Raw genomic sequence first — 20,969 nt, 5'->3', positions numbered from 1 at the left:
AAAGTCCGATCGTGATGTGACGAGGGAAAGGCCGGGCGCGGAGCCCGGCCTTTCCCGTTCCGGGGCCGGGCACCGCACCGGGCAGGACCGGCCGGCAAGGTGCGGAATGGCGGGGGGCGGCCTCACCCGGGGCGCGCGGTCACCCCGCGCCGCGGCGCAGTCGGTAGAGCGTCGCCCCGTCCCCGTCCTCGCGGCTCTCGACCAGCGCGTGCCCGGCCTCGCGAGCGAAGACCGGCAGGTCGATCGCGGCCATCGGGTCGTCGGCGACGATCTCCAGCTCCGCCCCCGGCGCCATATCGCCCAGCAGCTTGCGCGCGCGCAGGACGGGCAGGGGACAGCGCAGGCCGCGCGCGTCGTAGCGGTGCGTCGTCACCTGCCGCCCCCGGGCGGAATGTCGAAGCCCGGCGGCGCCAGCTCGAACCCGTCGAACCGGAAGGCGGGCGAGACGGTGCAGCCGACCAGGGTCCAGTCCCCCGTGCTCTCGGCCGCCTGCCACCACCCGGCGGGGACGATGCGCTGCGGCATCTCCGCGCCGTCCAGGCCCGGCCCGAGGGGCAGGGCTTCCGCGGGGCCGTCCGCGCTTTCGGCCAGCTGCAGGATCAGCGGGGCGCCGGCATAGAAATGCCAGATCTCCGTCGCGTCGACCCGGTGCCAGTGGCTCCGCTCCCCCGCCCGCAGAAGGAAGTAGATGCAGGTCCCGGCCGGGCGCGTCCCGTCCTTCGCCGCGGCTATCCAGGTCTGGCAGAACCAGCCGCCCTCGGGATGCGGGGCGAGGTCGAGGCGGTCGATCAGGGTCTCGGCGTCCATGGCGCGGCACGCTACCGGCCGCGGCAGGCTACGTCCAGCGCGGGGCCGGAACCGCGCCACGCGGCGGGACGTTCGCCCCTCGACGTGTCACGCTCACGAAAGGTTCATCCATGCCCCGCATGCCCCTCGTCGCCTTCATCGCCCTCATGCCCGGCGCCGCCCTCGCGCAGGATGCCGTCTCGGTCGATCCGGCCGAACTCGACGCCACCGAAGTCGCGCCCGAGACGATGCCGGCGGCCGGCCCCTATATCGAGGCGGACGACGTGCAGGACGCGCGCGTCTACACGATCGGCGACGCCTACGATTCCTCGTTCTGGGACAGCGGCCAGCCCCTCGGCCCGATCGCGGCGGACTGGGGCGATATCGGCGAGGTCGAGGACCTGCTGATCGACAACCAGGGCGCGGTGATCGGTGTCACGGTCGAGGTCGGCGGGTTTCTCGGTCTCGGCGAGAAGACCGTGCTGATCCCGCTGGAGGACATGCGTCTGGTCCAGCGTCCGGACGACGACGACGACTTCTACGTCGTCACGCGCATGTCGGCGGAGCAGCTCGAAGAAGCCGAGGAGATCGAGAACGTCGTCGGCGACGATTGACGCCGCGATCCGGGCCGAACGACGAGGGCCGCCCCGAGGGGCGGCCCTTCCTGTTCCGCAGCGGCCGGATCAGCCGCGCAGGATCGAGCGGCCGGCATATTCGGCCGTCTCGCCCAGCATCTCCTCGATGCGGATCAGCTGATTGTACTTCGCCAGCCGGTCCGACCGGGCGAGCGAGCCGGTCTTGATCTGCCCGCAATTCGTCGCGACGGCGAGGTCGGCAATGGTCGCGTCCTCGGTCTCGCCCGAGCGGTGGGACATGACGCAGGTATAGCGGGCGCGATGCGCCATATCGACCGCCTGCAGCGTCTCGGTCAGGGTGCCGATCTGGTTGACCTTGACCAGCAGCGAGTTGGCGGTGCCCTTCTCGATCCCGGTCCTGAGCCGCGCGGGATTGGTGACGAAGAGATCGTCGCCCACCAGCTGGACCCTGTTGCCCAGCTTGGCCGTCAGCGCGGCCCAGCCCTCCCAGTCGTCCTCGCTCATGCCGTCCTCGATCGAGATGATCGGGTAGGCGTCGACCAGCGCGGCGAGGTAATCGGCATTCTCGGCCGAGGACAGCTTCTTGCCCTCGCCCTTCATGTCGTAGATTCCGTCCTTGAAGTATTCGGTCGCGGCGCAGTCGAGGGCGAGGAAGATGTCCTCGCCGGGCTTGTAGCCGGCCTTCTCGATCGACTTGAGGATGAAGTCGAGCGCGTCGCGGGTCGAGCCGAGGTTCGGCGCGAAGCCGCCCTCGTCGCCGAGGCCCGTCGCCATGCCGGCGTCGCTCAGCTCCTTCTTCAGCGTGTGGAACACTTCCGAGCCCATGCGGACCGCCTCGCGGATGTTCTCCGCGGCGACCGGCATGATCATGAATTCCTGGATGTCGATCGGATTGTCGGCATGTTCGCCGCCATTGATGATATTCATCATCGGCACCGGCAGGACCCGGGCCGAGGTGCCCCCGACATAGCGGTAGAGCGGCTGGCCGCAGAAATCGGCCGCCGCCTTGGCGACCGCCATGCTGACGCCGAGGATCGCGTTGGCGCCGAGCCGGCCCTTGTTCTCGGTGCCGTCGAGCTCGATCATCATGCGGTCGATCTCGACCTGCTCGGTCGCGTCCATGCCGACGACGTTCTCGCCCAGCTCGCCGTTGACGGCCGCGACCGCCTCGAGCACGCCCTTGCCCTTGTAACGGGACTTGTCGCCGTCGCGCTTCTCCACCGCTTCGTAGGCGCCGGTCGACGCGCCGGAAGGAACGGCGGCGCGGCCCATCGTGCCGTCCTCGAGCGTCACGTCGACCTCGACCGTGGGATTGCCGCGGCTGTCGAGGATCTCGCGCGCGTGGATGTCGATGATGGTGCTCATGGGGGTCTCCCTTGGCGTTGTTAGCGCAAACGTCGCTTGTATCGGGCCCGTCTTAGCGCGGCGGCGGAGGCCGGGGAAGGGCGGTCGGGCCCGGCGGCGGGCGCCGGCGTCGTTGCCAAGCCGGGCCCGCAGCCGCTATTGCCCTGTCGACGCGACCAGCCGGAGCACGGACATGAACCAGACCCGCACTGAAACAGACAGCTTCGGCCCGCTCGAGGTCGCCGCCGACCGCTACTGGGGCGCGCAGACGCAGCGCAGCCTGATGAACTTCCCCATCGGATGGGAGAAGCAGCCGGTCGCCATCGTCCGCGCCCTCGGCGTGATCAAGCAGGCCTGCGCCGAGGCCAACGTCGCGCGGGGCAAGCTGGACGGAATCGGCGAGGCGATGATCGCCGCGGCGGCCGAGGTGGTCGAGGGCAAGCTCGACGACCACTTCCCGCTGGTCGTCTGGCAGACGGGGTCGGGCACGCAGTCCAACATGAACGCGAACGAGGTCATCTCGAACCGCGCGATCGAGTTGCTGGGCGGCGAGATGGGGTCGAAGTCCCCGGTCCACCCGAACGATCACGTCAACATGGGGCAGAGCTCCAACGACACCTTCCCCACGGCGATGCATATCGCGGTTGCGATGACCGCCCGCGACGTGACCCTGCCGGGGCTGCGGCACCTCGCCGAGGCGCTGGAGACGAAGGCGCGGGCCTGGGAGGGGATCATCAAGATCGGCCGCACCCACACGATGGACGCCACCCCCCTGACGCTAGGGCAGGAATTCGGCGGCTATGCCTGGCAGGTCCGCAAGGCGATCGAGCGGATCGAGCACGCGCTGAACGACATCCACGAGCTTGCGCAGGGCGGCACCGCCGTGGGCACCGGCCTCAACTCGCCCGAGGGCTGGGGCGAGACGGTCGCGGCCAACATGGCCCGGATCACGGGCCTGCCCTTCGTCACCGCCCCGAACAAGTTCGAGGCGCTGGCCGCGCATGACGCGATGGTCGCGATGTCGGGGGCGCTCAAGGCGGCGGCGGCCGGGATCTTCAAGATCGCGAACGATATCCGCCTGCTGGGGTCCGGTCCGCGCTGCGGCCTGGGCGAGCTGAAGCTGCCCGAGAACGAACCCGGCTCGTCGATCATGCCCGGCAAGGTGAACCCGACCCAGGTCGAGGCGATCACCCAGGTCTGCGCCCATGTCATCGGCAACGACGCCGCCGTCGGCTTCGCCGGATCGCAGGGACATTTCGAGCTGAACGTCTACAAGCCGATGATCGCCTACAACGTGCTGCAATCCATGCAGCTGCTGGGCGACGCGGCCGTGGCCTTCACCGACAATTGCGTCGCCGGGATCGAGGCCGACGAGGAGCGCATCGGCCGGCTGATGCGCGAGAGCCTGATGCTCGTCACCGCGCTCGCGCCCACGATCGGCTACGACAACGCCACCACGGTCGCCAAGACGGCGCACAAGAACGGCACCACGCTGAAGGAGGAGGCCGTCAATCTCGGCTTCGTGGACGAGGCGACCTTCGACAGGGTCGTGCGCCCCGAGGAGATGATCGGGCCGAAGTGATGCGCGGGCGGGCGCGCATCGCCGCGCCCCTCGCCCCCGGGGCTGGAACATCGGCCGGGCCCCCCGTGTTTTCGAGCACCTGATCCGAAAGGAGTTCGATCATGACGTCCACCGATGTCGATACCGGGGGCCGCGCGCCCAACTCGCTCGTCCCGTCGACCGCCGTCGACGGAACAGATGTCTATTCGCCGAATGGCGACAAGGTCGGCCACATCGACCACCTGATGATCGACAAGCAGTCGGGCAACGTGGCCTATGCCGTCATGCATTTCGGCGGTTTCCTGGGGATGGGCGAGGAGGAGCAGACGATTCCCTGGCGCAAGCTTAGCTACGACACCTCGCGCGACGGGTTCGTGACCGACATCACGAAGGAGCAGCTCGACACCGCGCCGGCCCGCGGCGATTCCGGGGTGGCCGACCGGGATTACGAGATGCGGCTCCACGACTATTACGGGATGAATCCCTACTGGATCTGAGAATCCCGTCCGGGGGGCGAGGAACGGGCCGGCAGCGTCGCTGCCGGCCCTTCTCGTCGGGCGGCGCCCGCCCCGGGGCCATGGACCGCCCTTGCCGGCCCCCGCGCCGGCATCGCAACATGGGACCGACGCTGCAGAAGGGGGACGACATGGCCGACGCGCCGATCAACCTGAACAAGGCCCGCAAGGCGCGGGCCCGGGCCGAGGACCGCGCGCGGGCGGACGCCAATGCCGCCCGGTTCGGCAGGACCAGATCGCAGAAGGCGCGCGACGAGGAGGATGCCGCGAAGGCCGTCGCCCGGCTGGAGGCCCATCGCCGCGACCCCGACGCGCCGTGAAGGGCCCCGAGAAGCATTCCCTGACCCTGCGCGGGCATCGCACCAGCGTCACGCTCGAGCCGGAATTCTGGGCGGCCTTCCGTGCCCTGGCGGCCCGTCGCGGTGTGGCGGTGAACGAGCTCGCCGCGCAGGTCGACGAGGGGCGGGGCGAGGTCGGCCTCGCCTCGGCGATCCGCGTCTTCGTCCTGGGCGAGATGCAGGCCGCCGCGGCCGGCCGCGCCGCCGGCGGCTGAGCCCCCGTCGGGCCAGCGCCTCCGGCCCCATGCCCCCTTGGGGGCCGACCGATGGCAGGGGCGGCTCGGCCCGATTTCCGGAACGTCCCCCGCGTCTGTCCGCCACGATGAGGCGGGCCGGCCTGCGGTCCGAAGGCGGCCCGGAAGTGGCCCGCTCACGGGATCCTGTCCCGGGGCGCCCCGATGCCGGGGGGCAGGGGCACGGTCGGCCCTATACAGCGCCGCCGCGTTGCGATAGGTGCCCGCGCTTCCCCCTCTCCCGCGGGCGGGACGCGCGCCGCCGGCGCCGCGTCGCCATCCGCCCACAGAACGGCTCCCACAGATGATCCAGGCCCTTTCCGATGCGCTCGCCGAGCGCGGTTACGACACGCTCACCCCCGTGCAGGAGGCGGTGACGGCCGAGGGGCTGGAGGCATCCGATCTCCTCGTCTCGGCCCAGACCGGCTCGGGCAAGACGGTGGGCTTCGGTCTCGCCATCGCGCCGACGATCCTCGGCGAGGGCGGCGCCTTCGGCCCGGCCGCCGCGCCGCTCGCCCTCGTCGTCGCGCCGACGCGCGAGCTGGCCTTCCAGGTGAAGCGCGAGCTCGACTGGCTCTATGCCGGAGCGGGGGCGCGGATCGCGTCCTGCGTGGGTGGCATGGACATGCGGGACGAGCGGCGCACGCTCGAGCGCGGGGCGCATGTCGTCGTCGGCACGCCGGGGCGCCTGCGCGACCACATCCAGCGGGGCTCGCTCGATCTCGGCGACGTGCGGGCCGTGGTGCTGGACGAGGCGGACGAGATGCTGGACCTCGGCTTCCGCGAGGATCTGGAATTCATGCTGGATGCCGCGCCCGAGGGGCGGCGCACGCTGATGTTCTCGGCCACGGTGCCGCCGATGATCGTGACGCTGGCGAAGCGCTACCAGCGCGACGCGGTCCGCGTGACCACGCTGTCCGAGCGCAGCCAGCACACCGACATCGCCTACCAGGCGCTGCGGGTCTCCCAGCAGGATGCCGAGACGGCGATCATCAACGTCCTGCGCTTCCACGAGGCGCAGAACGCCATCGTCTTCGCCAATACCCGCGCGGCGGTGAACCGGCTGACCGCCCGCTTCGCCAATCGCGGCTTCTCGGTCGTCTCGCTCTCGGGCGAGCTCAGCCAGGCCGAGCGGACCCACGCCCTGCAGGCGATGCGGGACGGACGCGCGCGGGTCTGCGTGGCGACCGATGTCGCGGCCCGGGGGATCGACCTGCCGAATCTCGAGCTCGTCGTCCATGCCGAGCTGCCGAGCAATGCCGAGACGCTGCTGCACCGGTCGGGTCGCACCGGCCGGGCCGGGCGCAAGGGCACCTCGGCCCTGATCGTTCCGCCCAAGGCCGCGAAGAAGGCCGAGCGCCTGCTGAAGACCGCGCGCGTCACCGCCGAATGGATGGCCGCGCCCGGCGCGGACGAGATCCTGCGCCGCGACGAGGAACGGCTGCTGGCCGATCCGGTCTGGGACGAGGCGCCCGGCGGCGACGAGGCGGCCTTCGCCGCGCGCCTGCTGGCCGAGAAATCGCCCGAGCAGATCGCCGCCGCCTATCTGCGTCTCTACCGGCAGTCCCATTCCGCGCCCGAGGACCTCGCCGATCCCGAAATGCGCCCCGCCCCCAAGGAGCGGGCGCCCTTCGGACCCAGCGTATGGTTCGCCCTGTCCGTCGGCCGGGCCGAGCGGGCCGAGCCGCGCTGGCTGCTGCCGCTGCTGTGCCGGGCGGGCGACCTGACCCCGGACGCGATCGGCGCGATCCGGGTCCAGGGGGCCGAGACCTACGTGCAGATCGCCGAGGGGCGGGCGGCCGGGTTCGAGGCGGCGCTCGGCGCGGGCGGTCAGCTCGAGGAAGGGGTCAATGCCCGCCGGATGGAGGGAGAGCCCGATCTCGGCCCCGCGTCGCGCGGCGGCCCGCCGCGCCGCCCCGGCGGCAAGCCCCCGCACCGGGGCGACCGGCCGGCCCCGCAGGGGGCGGCCCCTGAGGGGGACCGTCCGCGGGGCAAGGGTCCTGGAAAGGGACGCCCGGGGCGGGCCAATGACGCGGAAGCGGATCGGGACGGGGCGACCCGCCCCTACAAGCCCCGGGGGCCCAAATCCGGGGGCCCAAAGCACGCGGGACCGAAGGTCGGGGGCCCGAAGGCGGGCGGCAAGCCGGGCCGCGACGGCGGGCCGAAACGCGGCCCGGGCGGCCCCCGCAGGCCGAAGGGCTGAGGCGGGCGCGCCGTCCCCGGACGGCGCGTCGGGGCGGACCGCACAGCCGCGGCGCGGGACCGCCCATATGCCGGGCGACCCGCACGGGCCGGGGGCAGGGACGCTGCCCCTTCCTCTTCCTGTCCCGAGCGGATCACCCGCCGGATCAGGGCGCCCGGGGGCGACTACGGCGGAAGCGGCAGCCGCCGGGCTCGCTCCGAGCCGGATCCGCGGACGCGGGGCCCGATGGCCGCCCTCGTCACGCCCCTCCCGTCACGGTTGTCGCGGCGTGAGCACCAGCCGGATGCCGTCGGCCGAGCGGACCGTCAGATGCGCCACCGGACGCGGCGGCGGGCCGGGGGCGGGGGCGATCCGGTAGGCGCCGACGATGGCGGAGAGCAGGATGACCCCCTCGGCCATCGCGAAACCCGCCCCGGTGCAGACGCGCGGCCCGGCGGAGAAGGGCATATAGGCACGGCGCCGGCTCTCGGCGCTGGCGGGATCGGCCCAGCGACCGGGATCGAAGGCGTCGGGATCGTCCCAGAGGCGCTCGTGCCGGTGCAGGTGCCAGGGCGAGAGCACGACCTGCGCCCCGGGCGGCGCGGCGCGGCCGCGGAAGGTCTCGGCGCGCGCCGTCTGGCGCACCATCATCGGCACCGGCGGGTAGAGCCGCAGCGTCTCGCGGAAGACGTCGCGGGTGATCCGCAGCCGCGACAGCGAGGCGAACTGGTCCGTCAGGTCCGGCGCCTCGGCCGCGACCCGGTCCTGCCATTCGGGATGCGTCGCCAGCAGCCACAGCGCCCAGCCGAGGGCGGAGGCCGAGGTTTCGTGTCCGGCGAGGAAGAAGATCGCCACCTGGTCGACCATCTCGGCCGGGGCGAAGGTCCGGCCCGTCACGGGATCGCGCGTCGTCATGATCTTGGTCGCGAGATCGTCCGGCGCGGTGCCGGCCGCGATCTCGGCCGCCCGCGCCTCGGTCATCGCGGCGATCAGCGCCCGGATCCGCCGCGCGGTGGCCCGCGTCCGGCGCGAATGCAGCCGCGGCAGACCGCGTAGCGGCAGGAAGGCGGCGAGGTTCAGGATCGGCTGGCCGCGCTGATGGTCGCGAAAGGCGGCGAAGGTCTCGGCCGCGACGCGGTCCTCGATGGTGCGCGAGAAGAGCGTGCGGAAGATCACGTCCGCGGCGGCGTGGCTCGTCTCGGCCTCGATCTCGACCGGCCGCCCGGTCCGCGACGCGAGGCGCCCCACCGCCGCCGCGGCCGCGCCGCGTATCGCGGGGTAGGTGTTGCGCAGCCGTCCCCCCTCGAAGGCGGGGTCGATGATCCGCCGCTGACGCTCCCACGTGGCGCCGTTGGTGAGGAAGACGGACTCGCCCAGCAGCGGGCGGAGCCCGGCGCCGATCCGGTCCGACTTGGGAAAGTCGCGCGGCCGCTCCTTCAGGACGAGATCGAGCAGCGCCGGGTCGTTCACCAGGTAGGACCGGAAGAACGGCGTGCGGAACTCGGCCATCCAGGCGCGGTAGAGCCGCTCGGGCTGGGCCGAGAGGATGTCGGCCCGGAACAGGCGCAGGTAGCGCCAGAGCGAGACCCGGCCCGGCCGCGAGGCGGGTTTCGGCGGCAGGGGACGGTCGGGCGGCAGGGCGCTCACGCGGCGACGGAGGTGTATTTGGACGCGGGCACGTCGATGCGGCTGACGCTCTGCGGGCGGCCCTCGAACCGTTCGGCCAGGGTGCGCGGCCCGGCCGTGACGCGGAAATAGTCGTAATCGGACGGGCTGCCCGGCAGCGCGTCGAAGGCGCAGAGATACTGGAAATGCAGCCGGAAGAAGCGCCAGCGCAGCGCCTTCCAGGTCTCGGGCCGCAGGGTCTGCGTGAAGGCGGCCGAGTAGACGCGCGGCCAGCGCGCGCCTGCGGGCTGCACGCCCGACACCGCGACGGGATCGCAGAGCGCAAAGGCGCAGCCGTCGCCGGGCGCGGTCACGTCGATCCAGGCGAGTTCGGCGCGCATGGAGAGGAAGGCGAGGTCGGCCCGCAGGCGATGCGCGTCCGGCAGGAAGGACATCATCGGCACCACCTGTCCCAGCGAGAGGAAGGACAGGGCCGGCCCGTTGGCGGGCACGCGGCCCGCCCGGATCAGGTCGGCGAGGACCGAGATGCCCAGATGCGCGCCCGAGGAATGGCCGACGACCAGCACCTCGTCGTAGGCCTCGCCCAGCGCCGCCGCGACCTGCGCGCCGAACGCGTCCATCCGCGCCTCGAGCGCGGGCGGGTTCGCCCCCCGCCAGCGGGCGGAGAAGGCGTAGTCGTGCATCAGGTAATAGGCGTAGAACCGTCCGTCCCGGCGCTTGAACCAGCGCAGGACCAGAGCGGCGAGCGCCGCGCCCGCGGCGAGGCCGGCCAGCGCGGGAACCGGGCCGCCGGCCGGTCCGGCCAGTCCGGCGAGGGCGAACGCCGCCGCCACGGCCGCGGTCAGCGCCCACCAGGCGGCGGCCCCGGCGGCGCAGGCCAGCGCCAGTTGCAGCAGCAGCGCCCCCACCGGATAGAGCGCGGCGATCACCGGCCCCTTGCGCAGCCACATCAGCCGCCGCAGCGCACCGGTCGAGATGTAGGTCCAGGCGGTGCGGACGAGCTGCGCGTAGGTCGCGGGGATGGAGCCCGGCATCGAGCCGCGGACGATGTCGGACCAGACCAGCACCTCGACATCGGTCTCGCAGCTTCGCCCCTCCATCCGGCCGGTGACGTGCCAGCCATAGGCCCCGCTGCCCGGCGCCTTGGGCGCCAGAGCGATCCCGTAGCCCGACAGGGCGGCCTGCGCGGCGCCTTCCTTGCGGTAGAGCTCGCGGTAGCGGCGCGGATGGATCGGGTCGTAGCCGGGGATGTAGAACACCTTGCGCCGGAACGGGGCGGGATCTGTCGTCATGGCGGGCTCTCGGCGGTCGGTCCTCCGCCGCAGGCTAGCGGAGGATTCGGGCCGGATTAAGCCGCCGCGCGCCCCGTTCCGGGACGGGGCGTCAGTAGAGCGCGCCGAGCCGCCCCTCCGCCAGCGAGGGCAGGACGCGCACCGTGGCGCCGTGGGGCGTGCGCTCCTCGAGGTCGATCACGTCCTGATCGAGCATCCGGATGCAGCCCGACGAGACGGCACGGCCCAGATATTGCGGCTCGCAGGCGCCGTGGATGCGGTAGAGCGTATCCTCGCCGTTCTGGAAGAGATAGAGCGCCCGCGCGCCGAGCGGGTTGTCGGGGCCGGGCGGCATGCCGCCATTGGCGACGCTGTAGGGCTCCAGCTCGGGGCGGCGGGCGATCATCTCGTCGGGCACGCGCCAGGTCGGCCAGGCCCGGGTGAACTGCACGCGCGCATCGCCGTTCCAGGCGAAGCCCGCCCCGCCCACGCCGACACCGTAGCGCAGGGCGCGTCCGCCGGGCTCGATCAGGAACAGGTAGCCGCGATCGGGATCGACGAGGATGCTGCCGGCCGCGAGCGTCGGATCGGGCGTCTCGACCTCCTGCCGCCAGAGGCGCGGATCGACCACCCCCTCCGGCACGGCGGGGACGGGGAAGGGCTCGTCCGGGATCGCGCCGTAGCGGGCGGGCAGGGGCGGCGCGTCCGGCACCGCGGGGGCGGGGTCGGTCGGGCGCAGGGCGGGGGCGGGCGCCGGCGTCACGGGGGCGAAGGCCATCTCGGCGGCGGGCCGGGCACAGGCGGCGAGCGGGGCCGCGGCCAGCGCGGCGAGGAATCGGCGACGGATCATCATCGGATCGTCCTCCAGGGCATGAGAAGGGGGGCCGCCCGGTCGGGGCGGTCGCGGGGTCTCAGGCCGGAAGACGGGGCGGGCGGCGCGGGCCCGGCGGGGCGCGCCCGTCGGCCCAGGACCGGCCGGCCTGCAGCGAGAGCCGCGTTCCCGGCGAGGCGGGCCTATGGGCCGCCTCGGGCAGGACGGCGTGGTCGGGATGACAGACCTGGCCGGGCAGTGCCGGGCCGCGGCAGGGCAGCGCCCGCGAGACGCTGGCCGGCGCGGGCGCCAGCGCCGGACCGGTCGCCGCCTCGACCGCGATCACCACCCGGGCGGCCTGCAGGGCCGCCAGGTCCGCCGCCTGATGCGCGCGCACGGCCGTGCCCCACGGCAGCACCGCGACGGCGAGCAGAAGGGCGAGGAGGGCACGGGGCGACATCGGGCGGGCCTGTTCGGGCGACGGTTTCCTGCGACGGCACGACCCTGCGGTCGGGAGGGCCCGCGGGCAACGCCGCGCGGGTCACGCTTGCGCGAGGCGGCAGCGGCCGCCGCGCCGCGTCCGGCGGAAATCCGCTTGTCCTCAGGCGCATGTGCGATATCTGGCCGGAATGCGTCGCTTTCGGCGCATCCAGTGCCGCCCGCGGTTCCCGCCCACGGGCGTGAGGTTGCGAGGCTCACCCTGCGGCAAGCTGTCCGCGGACCAGAAGCCGGCCCGACCCCAACCTGGCCGGCGACCCGAAGAAGAAGAACGGAGGGACGATGACCGACCAGACACAGGAAACCTCGCCGGGGATCCCGGAGCCGGACGGACGGGCCGGCCTGATCGAGACGGATTACGAGATCGGCCAGCAGAACATCGACGGATCGCTCGGCCGGTTCGCCTTTGACATCCATAACCCGGTCTTCGTGATCTCGGGCATCGCGATCGTGCTCTTCGTGTTCTACACGCTGGCCCTGCCGGACCAGGCGGCGAGCTTCTTCGCGTCGATGTTCGCCTTCACCACGACGACATTCGACTGGTTCCTGATCGGCGCGGCCGACATCGTGGTGATCTTCGCCCTGTTCCTCGTCGTCTCGCCCTACGGCAAGATCCGCCTCGGCGGGCAGGACGCGACGCCGGACTACACCTATACCGGCTGGTTCGCGATGCTCTTCGCCGCCGGGATGGGCATCGGCCTGATGTTCTACGGCGTGTCCGAACCGCTGACCCACTTCTCCACCGCCACGACCGGCCCCGGCTATTCGGTCGTCTATACCGGCCCGGAGGTCGGCGAGGACGAGGTTCCCCCGGGCTTCGAGAGCCGGGCCCAATGGGACAACGTGAACGGGTTGACGGCGCCGAATGCAGGCGCCCTGACGGCGCAGCTCGACGAGGCGGTGCAGGGCGATGCGCGCGCATTGTTCGGACCCTCCGAGGGCCGCAGCGACTGGTCCCCGCTCGGCGGGGCGACGGCAAACGAGCGGGCGGCGATCGAACTGGGCATGGCGGCGACCATCTTCCACTGGGCGCTGCATCCCTGGGCGGTCTACGGGGTCGTGGCCCTCGCGCTGGCGCTGTTCAGCTACAACAAGGGCCTGCCGCTGACGATCCGCTCGGCCTTCTATCCGATCCTCGGGGACCGGATCTGGGGCTGGCCGGGGCACATCGTCGACATCATCGCGGTCTTCGCGACGCTGTTCGGCCTCGCCACCTCGCTCGGCCTCGGCGCGACCCAGGCCAATGCCGGTCTGAACGCGCTGTTCGGGATCCCGGTCGGCACCACGACCGAGATCGTGCTGATCTCGCTCATCACCGCCGTGGCGCTCGTCTCGGTGGTGCGCGGCCTCGACGGCGGCGTGAAGGTGCTGTCGGAGGTCAACATGGGCCTCGCCGCCCTGCTGGCGCTGTTCGTGCTGATCGTCGGCCCGACCGTGTTCCTGCTGAAGTTCTTCGGCGAGAGCCTGCTTTCCTATGCGGTGCACCTGCCGGCGCTGTCGAACCCGTTCGGCCGCGAGGACGTGAACTTCAGCCAGGGCTGGACGGCGTTCTACTGGGCGTGGTGGATTTCCTGGTCGCCCTTCGTAGGCATGTTCATCGCCCGCGTCAGCCGGGGCCGGTCGGTGCGTGAGTTCATCACCTGCGTGCTGATCATTCCCAGCTTCGTCTGCGTGTTCTGGATGTCGATCTTCGGCGGCACCGCGATCAACCAGGTCGTGGCCGACGGCTATACCGCCGCGCAGGACGCGCCGCTGGAACTCCAGCTCTTCTCGATGCTCGACGCGCTGCCGCTGGCCGCGATCACGTCCTTCGTCGGGATCGTGCTGGTGATCGTGTTCTTCGTCACCTCGTCGGACAGCGGCTCCCTCGTGATCGACACGATCACGGCGGGCGGCAAGGTCGACGCCCCGGTGCCGCAGCGGGTCTTCTGGTGCGTCTTCGAGGGTGCGGTCGCGATCGCCCTGCTGATCGGCGGCGGGCTGGGATCGCTGCAATCGATGGTCATCTCGACCGGGCTGCTCTTCACGCTGGTGCTGCTCGCAATGTGCTGGGCCATCTTCAAGGGGCTCCAGTCCGAGCGCGCGATCCTGCGCTAGGCGCAGGGCGCAAGCCGGAATCAGGGGGGCCGGGCCGAAAGGTCCGGCCCCTTTCGCGTGGGCGCGCGACATGCACCGCGCCCGGGAGGGATGCGCAGAGGATCGGCTCGCGGGCCCCGGGTTCAGGGGGGCGCGCGACGCCGGTGGCTGGACCCGGCCCCGTGCGCCCTAGATTGCCGGCCACACGACCGCCGGAGGCCAGATGACCGATCCCGACAAGACCCCGATCCTGCTCTGGCTGCGGCGCGACCTGCGCCTCTCCGACCATCCCGCCCTGGCAGAGGCCTGCGGGGCGGGGCGCCCGGTGATCCCGGTCTTCGTCCATGACGAGATGGTGGCCGCGGCCGGCGCCGCGCCGCGCTGGCGCTGGGCCCGGTCCGTCGCCTCTCTCGCCGCCGCGCTGGAGGACAAGGGCTCGCGCCTGATCCTGCGCCGCGGGGACGCGCTGCCGACGCTCCGCAAGCTGGTGAAGGAGACCGGCGCCGGCGCCGTCTGGTGGACCCGGCTCTACGATGCCGAGGCGCGCCGGATCGCCGAGGGCGTCAAGGCGGGCCTGCGCGAGGACGGGACCGAGGCCAGGAGCTTTCCCGGCCATGTCCTCTTCGAGCCCTGGACGGTCGAGACCGGCTCGGGCGGCTATTACAAGGTCTATACCCCCTTCTGGAAGAACGTGCGCAGCCGCGACCCCGGCTCGACCTGTCCCACGCCGGGCAAGGTGCCGGCGCCGGAGAGCTGGCCGGCCTCCGACAAGCTCGAGGAGTGGGGCATGGGCGACGCGATGGATCGCGGCGCCGCCGTGATCGAGCCGCACGCCACCGTGGGAGAGAGCGCGGCCTCGCACCGGCTCGGCGCCTTCATGGCGCATGGGGTGCAGGATTACGCGACCGCCCGCGACCTGCCGGGGCAGGAGGGCACGTCGGGCCTGAGCGAGAACCTGACCTACGGAGAGATCTCGATCCGCTCCTGCTGGGACAGCGGCCGGCGCGCGATGGAGGAGGGCAAGAAAGGCGCCGAGACCTGGGTGGGCGAGCTGGTCTGGCGCGACTTCGCCCATCATCTCGCCTTCCACACGCCGCGCCTGACGACCGCGAACTGGCGGCAGGACTGGGACGCCTTCCCCTGGAACGAGGATGCCCGGCTCAAGGAGGTGCGCGACTGGAAGCGGGGCGTGACCGGCATGACCTTCGTCGACGCCGCCATGCGCGAGATGTACGTCACCGGCCGGATGCACAATCGCGGCCGGATGATCGTCGCCAGCTACCTGACGAAGCATCTCATGACCCATTGGCGGATCGGCTGCGACTGGTTCGCCGACTGCCTGATCGACTGGGATCCGGCCAACAACGCGATGGGCTGGCAATGGTCGGCCGGGTCCGGGCCGGACGCGACCCCGTTCTTCCGCGTCTTCAACCCCGAGACGCAGGTCGAGAAGTTCGACAAGGACGGCGCCTATCGCCGCGCCTGGATCGCCGAGCTGTCGGACGATCCGCCGGATACCGCGCTGTCCTATTTCGACGCGATCCCCCGCCACTGGGCGATGGACCCGGGCGACGCCTACCCGGACGAGCCGCTGGTGCCCGCCGGCGAGGGGCGCAGGCGCGCGTTGGAGGCCTACGAGAAGCGCGACTTCTGACGCAGCGGCAACAGGGAGGCGCCCATCGTCAACCATTCCCCGCGGGGGCGTCGAATGGCCCCGATCCGGCCACAATGGACTGGCAGGGCGATCGGACGTCCCATCGAAGAGTCCGCCGATGCCCACAGCAGCCCGCCTCTCCGGCGCCGTCACGTTCCTGATCCTCGCCTTTCTCGCGACGCAGGCGATGCTGCCGCTCTTCCCCGAGAATGCCGCGCCGCGCAACTTTCTCGCGGTGAACCTAGGGGCGGCCGCGATCGCGGGGTGGGTGACCGTCGGCAGCCGGGCCGGACGCGGCTACATCCCCGCCTTCGGATTGGGGGTGACGGGGCTGTCCGTCTTCCTGTTCTGGATGCTTCTGGTCCACGGCTTCGACGAGATGCTGGCGAACGCCTTCCGCAAGTATTACGATGGCCCGGTCGAGGCGCTGGTCGCGATGGTGGGCGAGATGATCGATCTCGGGACGCGGGTCCTGGTCGCCGACACGGTCGTCCTGCTCTTCGTCGGGAGCATCCTGGCCGCGCTCGTCACGGAATATTTCGGTCGGAACTACCGCTAGGGGCCCACTTGCTGCTCTTTCTCTACGGCACGCTGCGGGATCCCGTTCTGCGCGCCCGCGTCGCCGGTCGCCCTCTGGACGGCCGCGCTGCAATCCTGCCCGGTCACGAGGTCCGCACGGGGGCGGAGCATCTGCCGCTGCTGGCGGAAGGCGGGTCCGGGGTCGAGGGGCTGCTGGTCGAGGCCGGCGGCGAGGTGCTGGCCCGGCTCGACGCCTACGAGGTGCCCTTCGGCTACGTGCGGGCCGAACGGCCCGCGCGGGTCGATGGCGAGGTCGTGTCGGCGCAGGTCTATCTGCCGCCCGCACCGCCGCCCGATGACGCGCCCCCCTGGGACCTGGCGACATGGGAGGCGGCGGACGGGCCGCTGAGCCGCGAGGCCGCGAAGGAGTTCGACATCAGCGTATGCGCCATGCCGGCCGAGGCGCTGGCGCGGAACTGGCACATGGTGCGGGCCCGCGCGGCCGCGCGGCTCGCGGCTTCGGCCGAAGCCGCGCCTGCCGAGCTGCGGACCGATCCCGCCCCGGACGCGGTCGTCCCCGGGGGGCCGCCCGAGCTGGCGGGCGGCTTCTTCCGCCTCGCCCGGCTGGACCTGCGGCACCGCACCTTCTCCGGCGGGACCAGCCCGGTCCTCTCGCGCGAGGTGCTGGTCGGGGTCGACGCCGCGCTCGTCCTGCCCTGGGATCCCGCGACCGACCGCGTGCTGCTGATCGAGCAGATGCGCGTCGGCCCCTTCCTCCGCGGCGCGTCCAACCCCTGGACGCTGGAGCCCGTGGCCGGAATCGTCGATGCCGGCGAGAGCGTCGAGGCCGCCGCCCTGCGCGAGACGGCGGAGGAGGCGGGCCTGACCGGCATCCGGCTGACGCGCATGTTCGCCTTCTACCCGTCGCCCGGATCCTCGACCGACTACTTCCACGCCTTCGCGGCGACCGCCGACCTTTCGGCGCATGACGGGCATCTGGGCGGTCTCGACAGCGAGGCCGAGGATCTGCGCGCCCACGTGATCCCGCTGGCCCGGGCCCTCGATCTCGTCGATACCGGCGAGATCTCGGCCGGCCCGCTGATCGCGATGCTGCTCTGGCTCGAGCGGAACCGCCACCGGCTGAGGGCCGCTCCCGCGGGGTCGTGAGGCCGCCTCTCCTTGAACCCCGCGGGGGCGGGCCATAGGACATTGCGAAGAGGCGCGTTGCGGCGAAGGGACGGATCCATGGACTTCAGGACGAATCTGGCGGACGCCATCGGGAACACGCCGCTGATCAAGCTGCGCCGCGCGTCGGAAGAGACGGGCTGCACCATCCTCGGCAAGGCCGAGTTCCTGAACCCCGGTCAGTCGGTCAAGGACCGCGCCGCGCTCTACATCATCAAGGATGCGATCGCGCGGGGCGAGCTGAAGCCGGGCGGGACGATCGTCGAAGGCACGGCCGGCAATACCGGCATCGGCCTCGCCCTCGTCGGGGCGTCGATGGGCTTTCGCACCGTGATCGTCATCCCCGAGACGCAGAGCGAGGAGAAGAAGGACATGCTCCGCCTCGCCGGGGCCGAGCTCGTCCAGGTGCCCGCCGCGCCCTACAAGAACCCGAACAACTACGTCCGCTATTCCGGCCGTCTCGCCGAGGAGCTGGCCAAGGACAGCCCGGCGGGGGTGATCTGGGCGAACCAGTTCGACAACACGGCCAATCGGCAGGCCCATGTCGAGACGACGGGACCGGAGGTCTGGACCCAGACCGACGGCAAGGTCGACGGCTTCGTCTGCGCCGTCGGCTCGGGCGGCACGCTGGCGGGCGTGGCCGAGGTGCTGCAGCCGAAGGGCGTGAAGATCGGGCTCGCCGATCCCGAGGGGGCGGGCCTGTTCCAGATCTATACCGGACAGGAGAACCCGGGCGATTCCATCACGGAAGGGATCGGGCAGGGGCGCATCACCGCCAATCTCGAGGGGTTCACCCCCGATTTCGCGTGGCGCATTCCCGATGCCGAGGCACTGCCGATCTGCTTCGACCTCCTGAGCGAGGAGGGGCTCTGCCTCGGCGGATCGTCGGGCGTGAACGTCGCGGGCGCGATGCGCATGGCGAAGGAGATGGGTCCGGGCCACACGATCGTGACGATCCTGTGCGATTACGGCACGCGCTACCAGTCGAAGCTCTACAATCCGGACTTCCTGCGCGGGCGGAACCTGCCGGTGCCGTCCTGGATGACGGACGGCCCCCGGTCCATTCCCGGCGTCTTCGAGGATTCATGACCCGCGCGCCCGCGGCGGCGCTGGGCGCCGTCCTCGCCCTGGCGCTCGGCTGGGCGGCGTCGGCCGTGCCGGCGCAGCAGACAACGGAGACGCCGGGTGCCGAACCCGCGCCGGCCGAGTCGCCCGTCGAGTCGATCGTCGACGAGATCGTCGATGCCGTGCCCGAGGTCGGACCGACCGACACGGCCGAAGAGGCGGGCGCGGGCGATGGGGCGGACGGGGGCGAGGCCGAGGGGGAGAGTCCCGGGGAAGAGCCCGCGGACGGGTCGGTGCCCGCACCGACCTTCGCCGCGACGGAGGGGGCTGCGGAGGGGGCGGGCGTGCCGCAGATCTCTTCCGGCGTGCTCGATGCCGAGGATTACGCCGACTGGGCGCGCACCGTCGAGCGGGCCGAGACGATGGTCTCGGGCAGCGCGGGGTCGAATTTCGGGCTCGACCGGCTGCGCAGCGAGCTGGTGACCTGGCGCGACCGGTTCCTCGCCGCGGAGAACACCAATGCGGGTCGGATCGAGACGGTGCAGGACCGGCTCGCCGCGCTCGACCCCGCGCCCGAGGATGCCGCGACCGAGGCGGAGGCGGTGACCGAGCTGCGCGAGGCGCTGAAGGCCGAGATCGCCCAGCTGTCGATGCCGGCCGTCTTCGCCGCCGAGGCGCGCGCCCAGGCCGGTGGATTGATCACCGAGATCGACACGATCCTGCGCCAGCGCGAGATGGACCGTCTCGCCACGCGCTCGCTCTCGCCGCTGCTGCCCTCGACCTGGCAGGCGGCGGGGCATCTGGTGGCCGAGAGCGGCCGGCAGATCGCGGCGGAGGTCCGGCACACGGCCGGGGTGGTCGCGTCGGGCCAGCACGGGGAAGAGGTCGTCACCGCGATGGCGCTGATCGCGCTCGGCGCGGTGCTGCTGACGCTGCTGCGCCTGCCGGGCAGCCGGCTGATCCGGCGTCTCTCGGTCAGCGACCGGCGGGCCGCGCCGGCGCTGCTGTTCCTCGTCTCGCTGGGCTTCATCGTCTGGCCCGTGCTGGGCGTCGTCCTGCTGGCCGTGGCGGCCGAGGTGCTGCTGGTGCAGGCGCCCGTCCTGACCGCCCTGGCCGGGGCCGCGCCGACCGCCGCGATCGGCCTGTTCGTGGCGAGCTGGATCGGCGGCCATCTCTTCGGCAGCATCCCGCCCCCGCCGGTCCCGCTCGACTTCGCCGATCCCGTGCGACGCAAGGCGCGCCGGCTGATCCTGCGGCTGGGGATCGGATCCGCCGCCCTCTTCATGCTCGACGGGCTGCTGCGCGGCCTCGGCGAGCAGGCCAGCACCGACGGCGAGGTCGTCCTGAGGCTGGTGCTGAACCTCGTCATCGCGGTGACCCTCTACCGACTGGGCAAGCTCTTCGCGCAATCGGGCACCGGTACGGGCGAGGACACCGTCGACGACGTCTCGGAAAGCTCGTTCCGGCACGCCCTGCTCGCCAATCTCGGGCGGGCCGCGATGGCGGTGGCGATCGTGGCCACGATCGCGGGCCTCCTCGGCTATGCGACCGCCGCGGGCGCCGCGATCCGCGCCGCCATCGGCACGCTGGAGGTGCTGGCGGTCCTCGTCGTGCTGCAACGGCTGGTCTTCAGCCTCTACACGATCTTCACCCGCGGCCAGCGCGGGGTCGAGGAGGCGCTGCTGCCCGTCCTCGCCGCGACGATCCTGTTCTTCCTGTCGATCCCGCTGCTCGCCCTCGTCTGGGGCGCCCGGCCCGAGGACCTGTGGGAGATCTGGTCCCGGTTCCAGGCCGGGCTCTCGCTGGGCGAGACCCGGATCTCGCCCTCCGACTTCGTGTTCTTCCTCGTCGTCTTCGTCGCGGGCTACGTCCTGACGCGGATGCTGCAATCTCTGCTGCGCTCGACCATCCTGCCGCGCACGCGGCTCGACGTGGGGGCGCGGACGGCCATCGTCTCGGGTCTCGGCTATGTCGGCATCTTCCTGGCCGCGCTCGTCGCGATCGTCAGCGCCGGGATCGACCTCTCCTCGCTCGCCATCGTGGCGGGGGCGCTGTCGGTCGGGATCGGCTTCGGCCTGCAGAACATCGTGTCGAACTTCGTCAGCGGGATCATCCTGCTGATCGAGCGCCCGATCAGCGAGGGCGACTGGATCGAGGTGGGCGGCCAGATGGGCTATGTGCGCGACATCTCGGTCCGGTCCACCCGGATCGAGACCTTCGACCGCACGGACGTGATCGTGCCGAACGCCGATCTCGTCTCGGGCCAGGTGACGAACTGGACGCGGGGCAACAATGTCGGCCGGGTCATCGTGCCGGTGGGCGTGGCCTACGGCTCGGACACCGACAGGGTCGCCAGCGTGCTGCGCGAGGTGGCCGAGGGGCATCCGATGGTCGTGCTGACCCCTCCGCCGGCCGTGCTCTTCCGCGGTTTCGGCGCCTCGTCGCTCGATTTCGAGATCCGGGCGATCCTGCGGGACGTCAACTTCGTCCTGAACGTGCAATCCGAGATGAATTTCGAGATCGCCAAGAAGTTCGCCGAGGCGGGGATCGAGATCCCCTTCCCGCAGCAGGATCTGTGGCTGCGCAATCCCGAAACGCTCCGCCAGCCGGTCTCGCACGGGACGCCCGCGGCCGCATCGTCCAGCCCGGCGCAGGGCCAGCCGGAGGAGGGCGAGGGCGAGGCGACCTGACCTTCCCTCGCGCGCCGCT

General features: G+C 71.9%; 19 protein-coding genes. 12 read left to right on the top strand and 7 right to left on the bottom strand.

Annotation, left to right across the window (positions count from 1 at the left end; genetic code table 11):
- Positions 1-139 precede the first annotated feature (139 nt).
- Positions 140-373 (bottom strand): sulfurtransferase TusA family protein, encoded by a 234-nt coding sequence (locus BUE30_RS03010; RefSeq protein ID WP_073326345.1) that lies wholly within the window; start codon positions 371-373, stop codon positions 140-142.
- On the bottom strand, positions 370-807 hold the full coding sequence (locus BUE30_RS03005) for a cupin domain-containing protein (RefSeq protein WP_073326344.1): 438 nt from the start codon (positions 805-807) through the stop codon (positions 370-372). The genes BUE30_RS03010 and BUE30_RS03005 overlap by 4 nt, the downstream gene beginning before the upstream one ends.
- Before the next feature lie 110 nt (positions 808-917).
- On the opposite strand from BUE30_RS03005, the gene BUE30_RS03000 reads away from it, so the two are divergent.
- On the top strand, positions 918-1,400 hold the full coding sequence (locus BUE30_RS03000; RefSeq protein WP_073326343.1) for a PRC-barrel domain-containing protein: 483 nt from the start codon (positions 918-920) through the stop codon (positions 1,398-1,400).
- A 69-nt stretch (positions 1,401-1,469) separates the two neighbouring features.
- On the opposite strand, the gene eno is transcribed toward BUE30_RS03000, so the two are convergent.
- Positions 1,470-2,747 carry a phosphopyruvate hydratase gene (gene eno, locus BUE30_RS02995; protein WP_073326342.1) on the bottom strand — a complete coding sequence of 426 codons (1,278 nt, stop codon included), beginning with the start codon at positions 2,745-2,747 and terminating at the stop codon, positions 1,470-1,472.
- Positions 2,748-2,919: 172 nt separating this feature from the next.
- Here eno and fumC point away from each other — a divergent pair, with 172 nt between their 5' ends.
- The 5 genes from fumC to BUE30_RS02970 all read left to right on the top strand — a co-directional run bounded on the left by fumC (position 2,920) and on the right by BUE30_RS02970 (position 7,576).
- Positions 2,920-4,308: a class II fumarate hydratase gene (gene fumC / locus BUE30_RS02990; protein ID WP_073326341.1), complete on the top strand. Its 1,389-nt coding sequence runs from the start codon at positions 2,920-2,922 to the stop codon at positions 4,306-4,308.
- A 101-nt stretch (positions 4,309-4,409) separates the two neighbouring features.
- Complete coding sequence (locus BUE30_RS02985) at positions 4,410-4,784, top strand: PRC-barrel domain-containing protein (RefSeq protein ID WP_073326340.1); 375 nt, start codon at positions 4,410-4,412, stop codon at positions 4,782-4,784.
- A gap of 119 nt (positions 4,785-4,903) precedes the next feature.
- Positions 4,904-5,122, top strand: coding sequence for a DUF4169 family protein (locus tag BUE30_RS02980; protein ID WP_244526254.1), 219 nt, complete (start codon positions 4,904-4,906; stop codon positions 5,120-5,122).
- Positions 5,119-5,355, top strand: a complete 237-nt coding sequence (locus tag BUE30_RS02975) for a ribbon-helix-helix domain-containing protein (RefSeq protein ID WP_073326339.1) — start codon at positions 5,119-5,121, stop codon at positions 5,353-5,355. Before BUE30_RS02980 ends, BUE30_RS02975 begins: the two co-directional genes overlap by 4 nt.
- A 322-nt stretch (positions 5,356-5,677) precedes the next feature.
- Positions 5,678-7,576, top strand: coding sequence for a DEAD/DEAH box helicase (locus tag BUE30_RS02970; protein WP_083601048.1), 1,899 nt, complete (start codon positions 5,678-5,680; stop codon positions 7,574-7,576).
- 252 nt (positions 7,577-7,828) lie between these two features.
- Here the strand turns inward: BUE30_RS02970 and BUE30_RS02965 are convergent, their stop codons facing one another.
- The 4 genes from BUE30_RS02965 to BUE30_RS02950 all read right to left on the bottom strand — a co-directional run bounded on the left by BUE30_RS02965 (position 7,829) and on the right by BUE30_RS02950 (position 11,723).
- Positions 7,829-9,202, bottom strand: coding sequence for a cytochrome P450 (locus BUE30_RS02965; RefSeq protein ID WP_425303917.1), 1,374 nt, complete (start codon positions 9,200-9,202; stop codon positions 7,829-7,831).
- Positions 9,199-10,473, bottom strand: coding sequence for a hypothetical protein (locus BUE30_RS02960; RefSeq protein ID WP_073326338.1), 1,275 nt, complete (start codon positions 10,471-10,473; stop codon positions 9,199-9,201). The genes BUE30_RS02965 and BUE30_RS02960 overlap by 4 nt, the downstream gene beginning before the upstream one ends.
- A gap of 91 nt (positions 10,474-10,564) precedes the next feature.
- Positions 10,565-11,305 carry a L,D-transpeptidase gene (locus BUE30_RS02955; protein ID WP_073326337.1) on the bottom strand — a complete coding sequence of 247 codons (741 nt, stop codon included), beginning with the start codon at positions 11,303-11,305 and terminating at the stop codon, positions 10,565-10,567.
- 58 nt (positions 11,306-11,363) lie between these two features.
- On the bottom strand, positions 11,364-11,723 hold the full coding sequence (locus BUE30_RS02950; RefSeq protein WP_073326336.1) for a hypothetical protein: 360 nt from the start codon (positions 11,721-11,723) through the stop codon (positions 11,364-11,366).
- 320 nt (positions 11,724-12,043) lie between these two features.
- On the opposite strand from BUE30_RS02950, the gene BUE30_RS02945 reads away from it, so the two are divergent.
- From BUE30_RS02945 to BUE30_RS02920, 6 genes are all read left to right on the top strand, one after another.
- Entirely contained in the window at positions 12,044-13,858 is a 1,815-nt protein-coding gene (locus BUE30_RS02945) for a BCCT family transporter (RefSeq protein ID WP_083601046.1), read from the top strand.
- Between the two features lie 202 nt (positions 13,859-14,060).
- On the top strand, positions 14,061-15,491 hold the full coding sequence (locus BUE30_RS02940) for a cryptochrome/photolyase family protein (protein ID WP_073326335.1): 1,431 nt from the start codon (positions 14,061-14,063) through the stop codon (positions 15,489-15,491).
- 118 nt (positions 15,492-15,609) lie between these two features.
- Positions 15,610-16,050 (top strand): TrgA family protein, encoded by a 441-nt coding sequence (locus tag BUE30_RS17450; RefSeq protein WP_073326334.1) that lies wholly within the window; start codon positions 15,610-15,612, stop codon positions 16,048-16,050.
- An 8-nt stretch (positions 16,051-16,058) separates the two neighbouring features.
- On the top strand, positions 16,059-17,177 hold the full coding sequence (locus tag BUE30_RS02930) for a gamma-glutamylcyclotransferase (RefSeq protein ID WP_073326333.1): 1,119 nt from the start codon (positions 16,059-16,061) through the stop codon (positions 17,175-17,177).
- 78 nt (positions 17,178-17,255) lie between these two features.
- Positions 17,256-18,284 (top strand): cysteine synthase A, encoded by a 1,029-nt coding sequence (locus tag BUE30_RS02925; RefSeq protein WP_073326332.1) that lies wholly within the window; start codon positions 17,256-17,258, stop codon positions 18,282-18,284.
- The gene (locus BUE30_RS02920) at positions 18,281-20,950 is read left to right on the top strand and encodes a DUF3772 domain-containing protein (RefSeq protein ID WP_073326331.1); all 2,670 of its coding nucleotides are present in this window, start codon (positions 18,281-18,283) and stop codon (positions 20,948-20,950) included. Before BUE30_RS02925 ends, BUE30_RS02920 begins: the two co-directional genes overlap by 4 nt.
- Positions 20,951-20,969: the final 19 nt, after the last annotated feature.

The organism is Wenxinia saemankumensis, assembly GCF_900141735.1.
GTDB lineage: Bacteria > Pseudomonadota > Alphaproteobacteria > Rhodobacterales > Rhodobacteraceae > Wenxinia > Wenxinia saemankumensis.
Note: the sequence above shows the minus strand (reverse complement) of the source record. Positions and strands in the feature narration are given on the sequence as shown.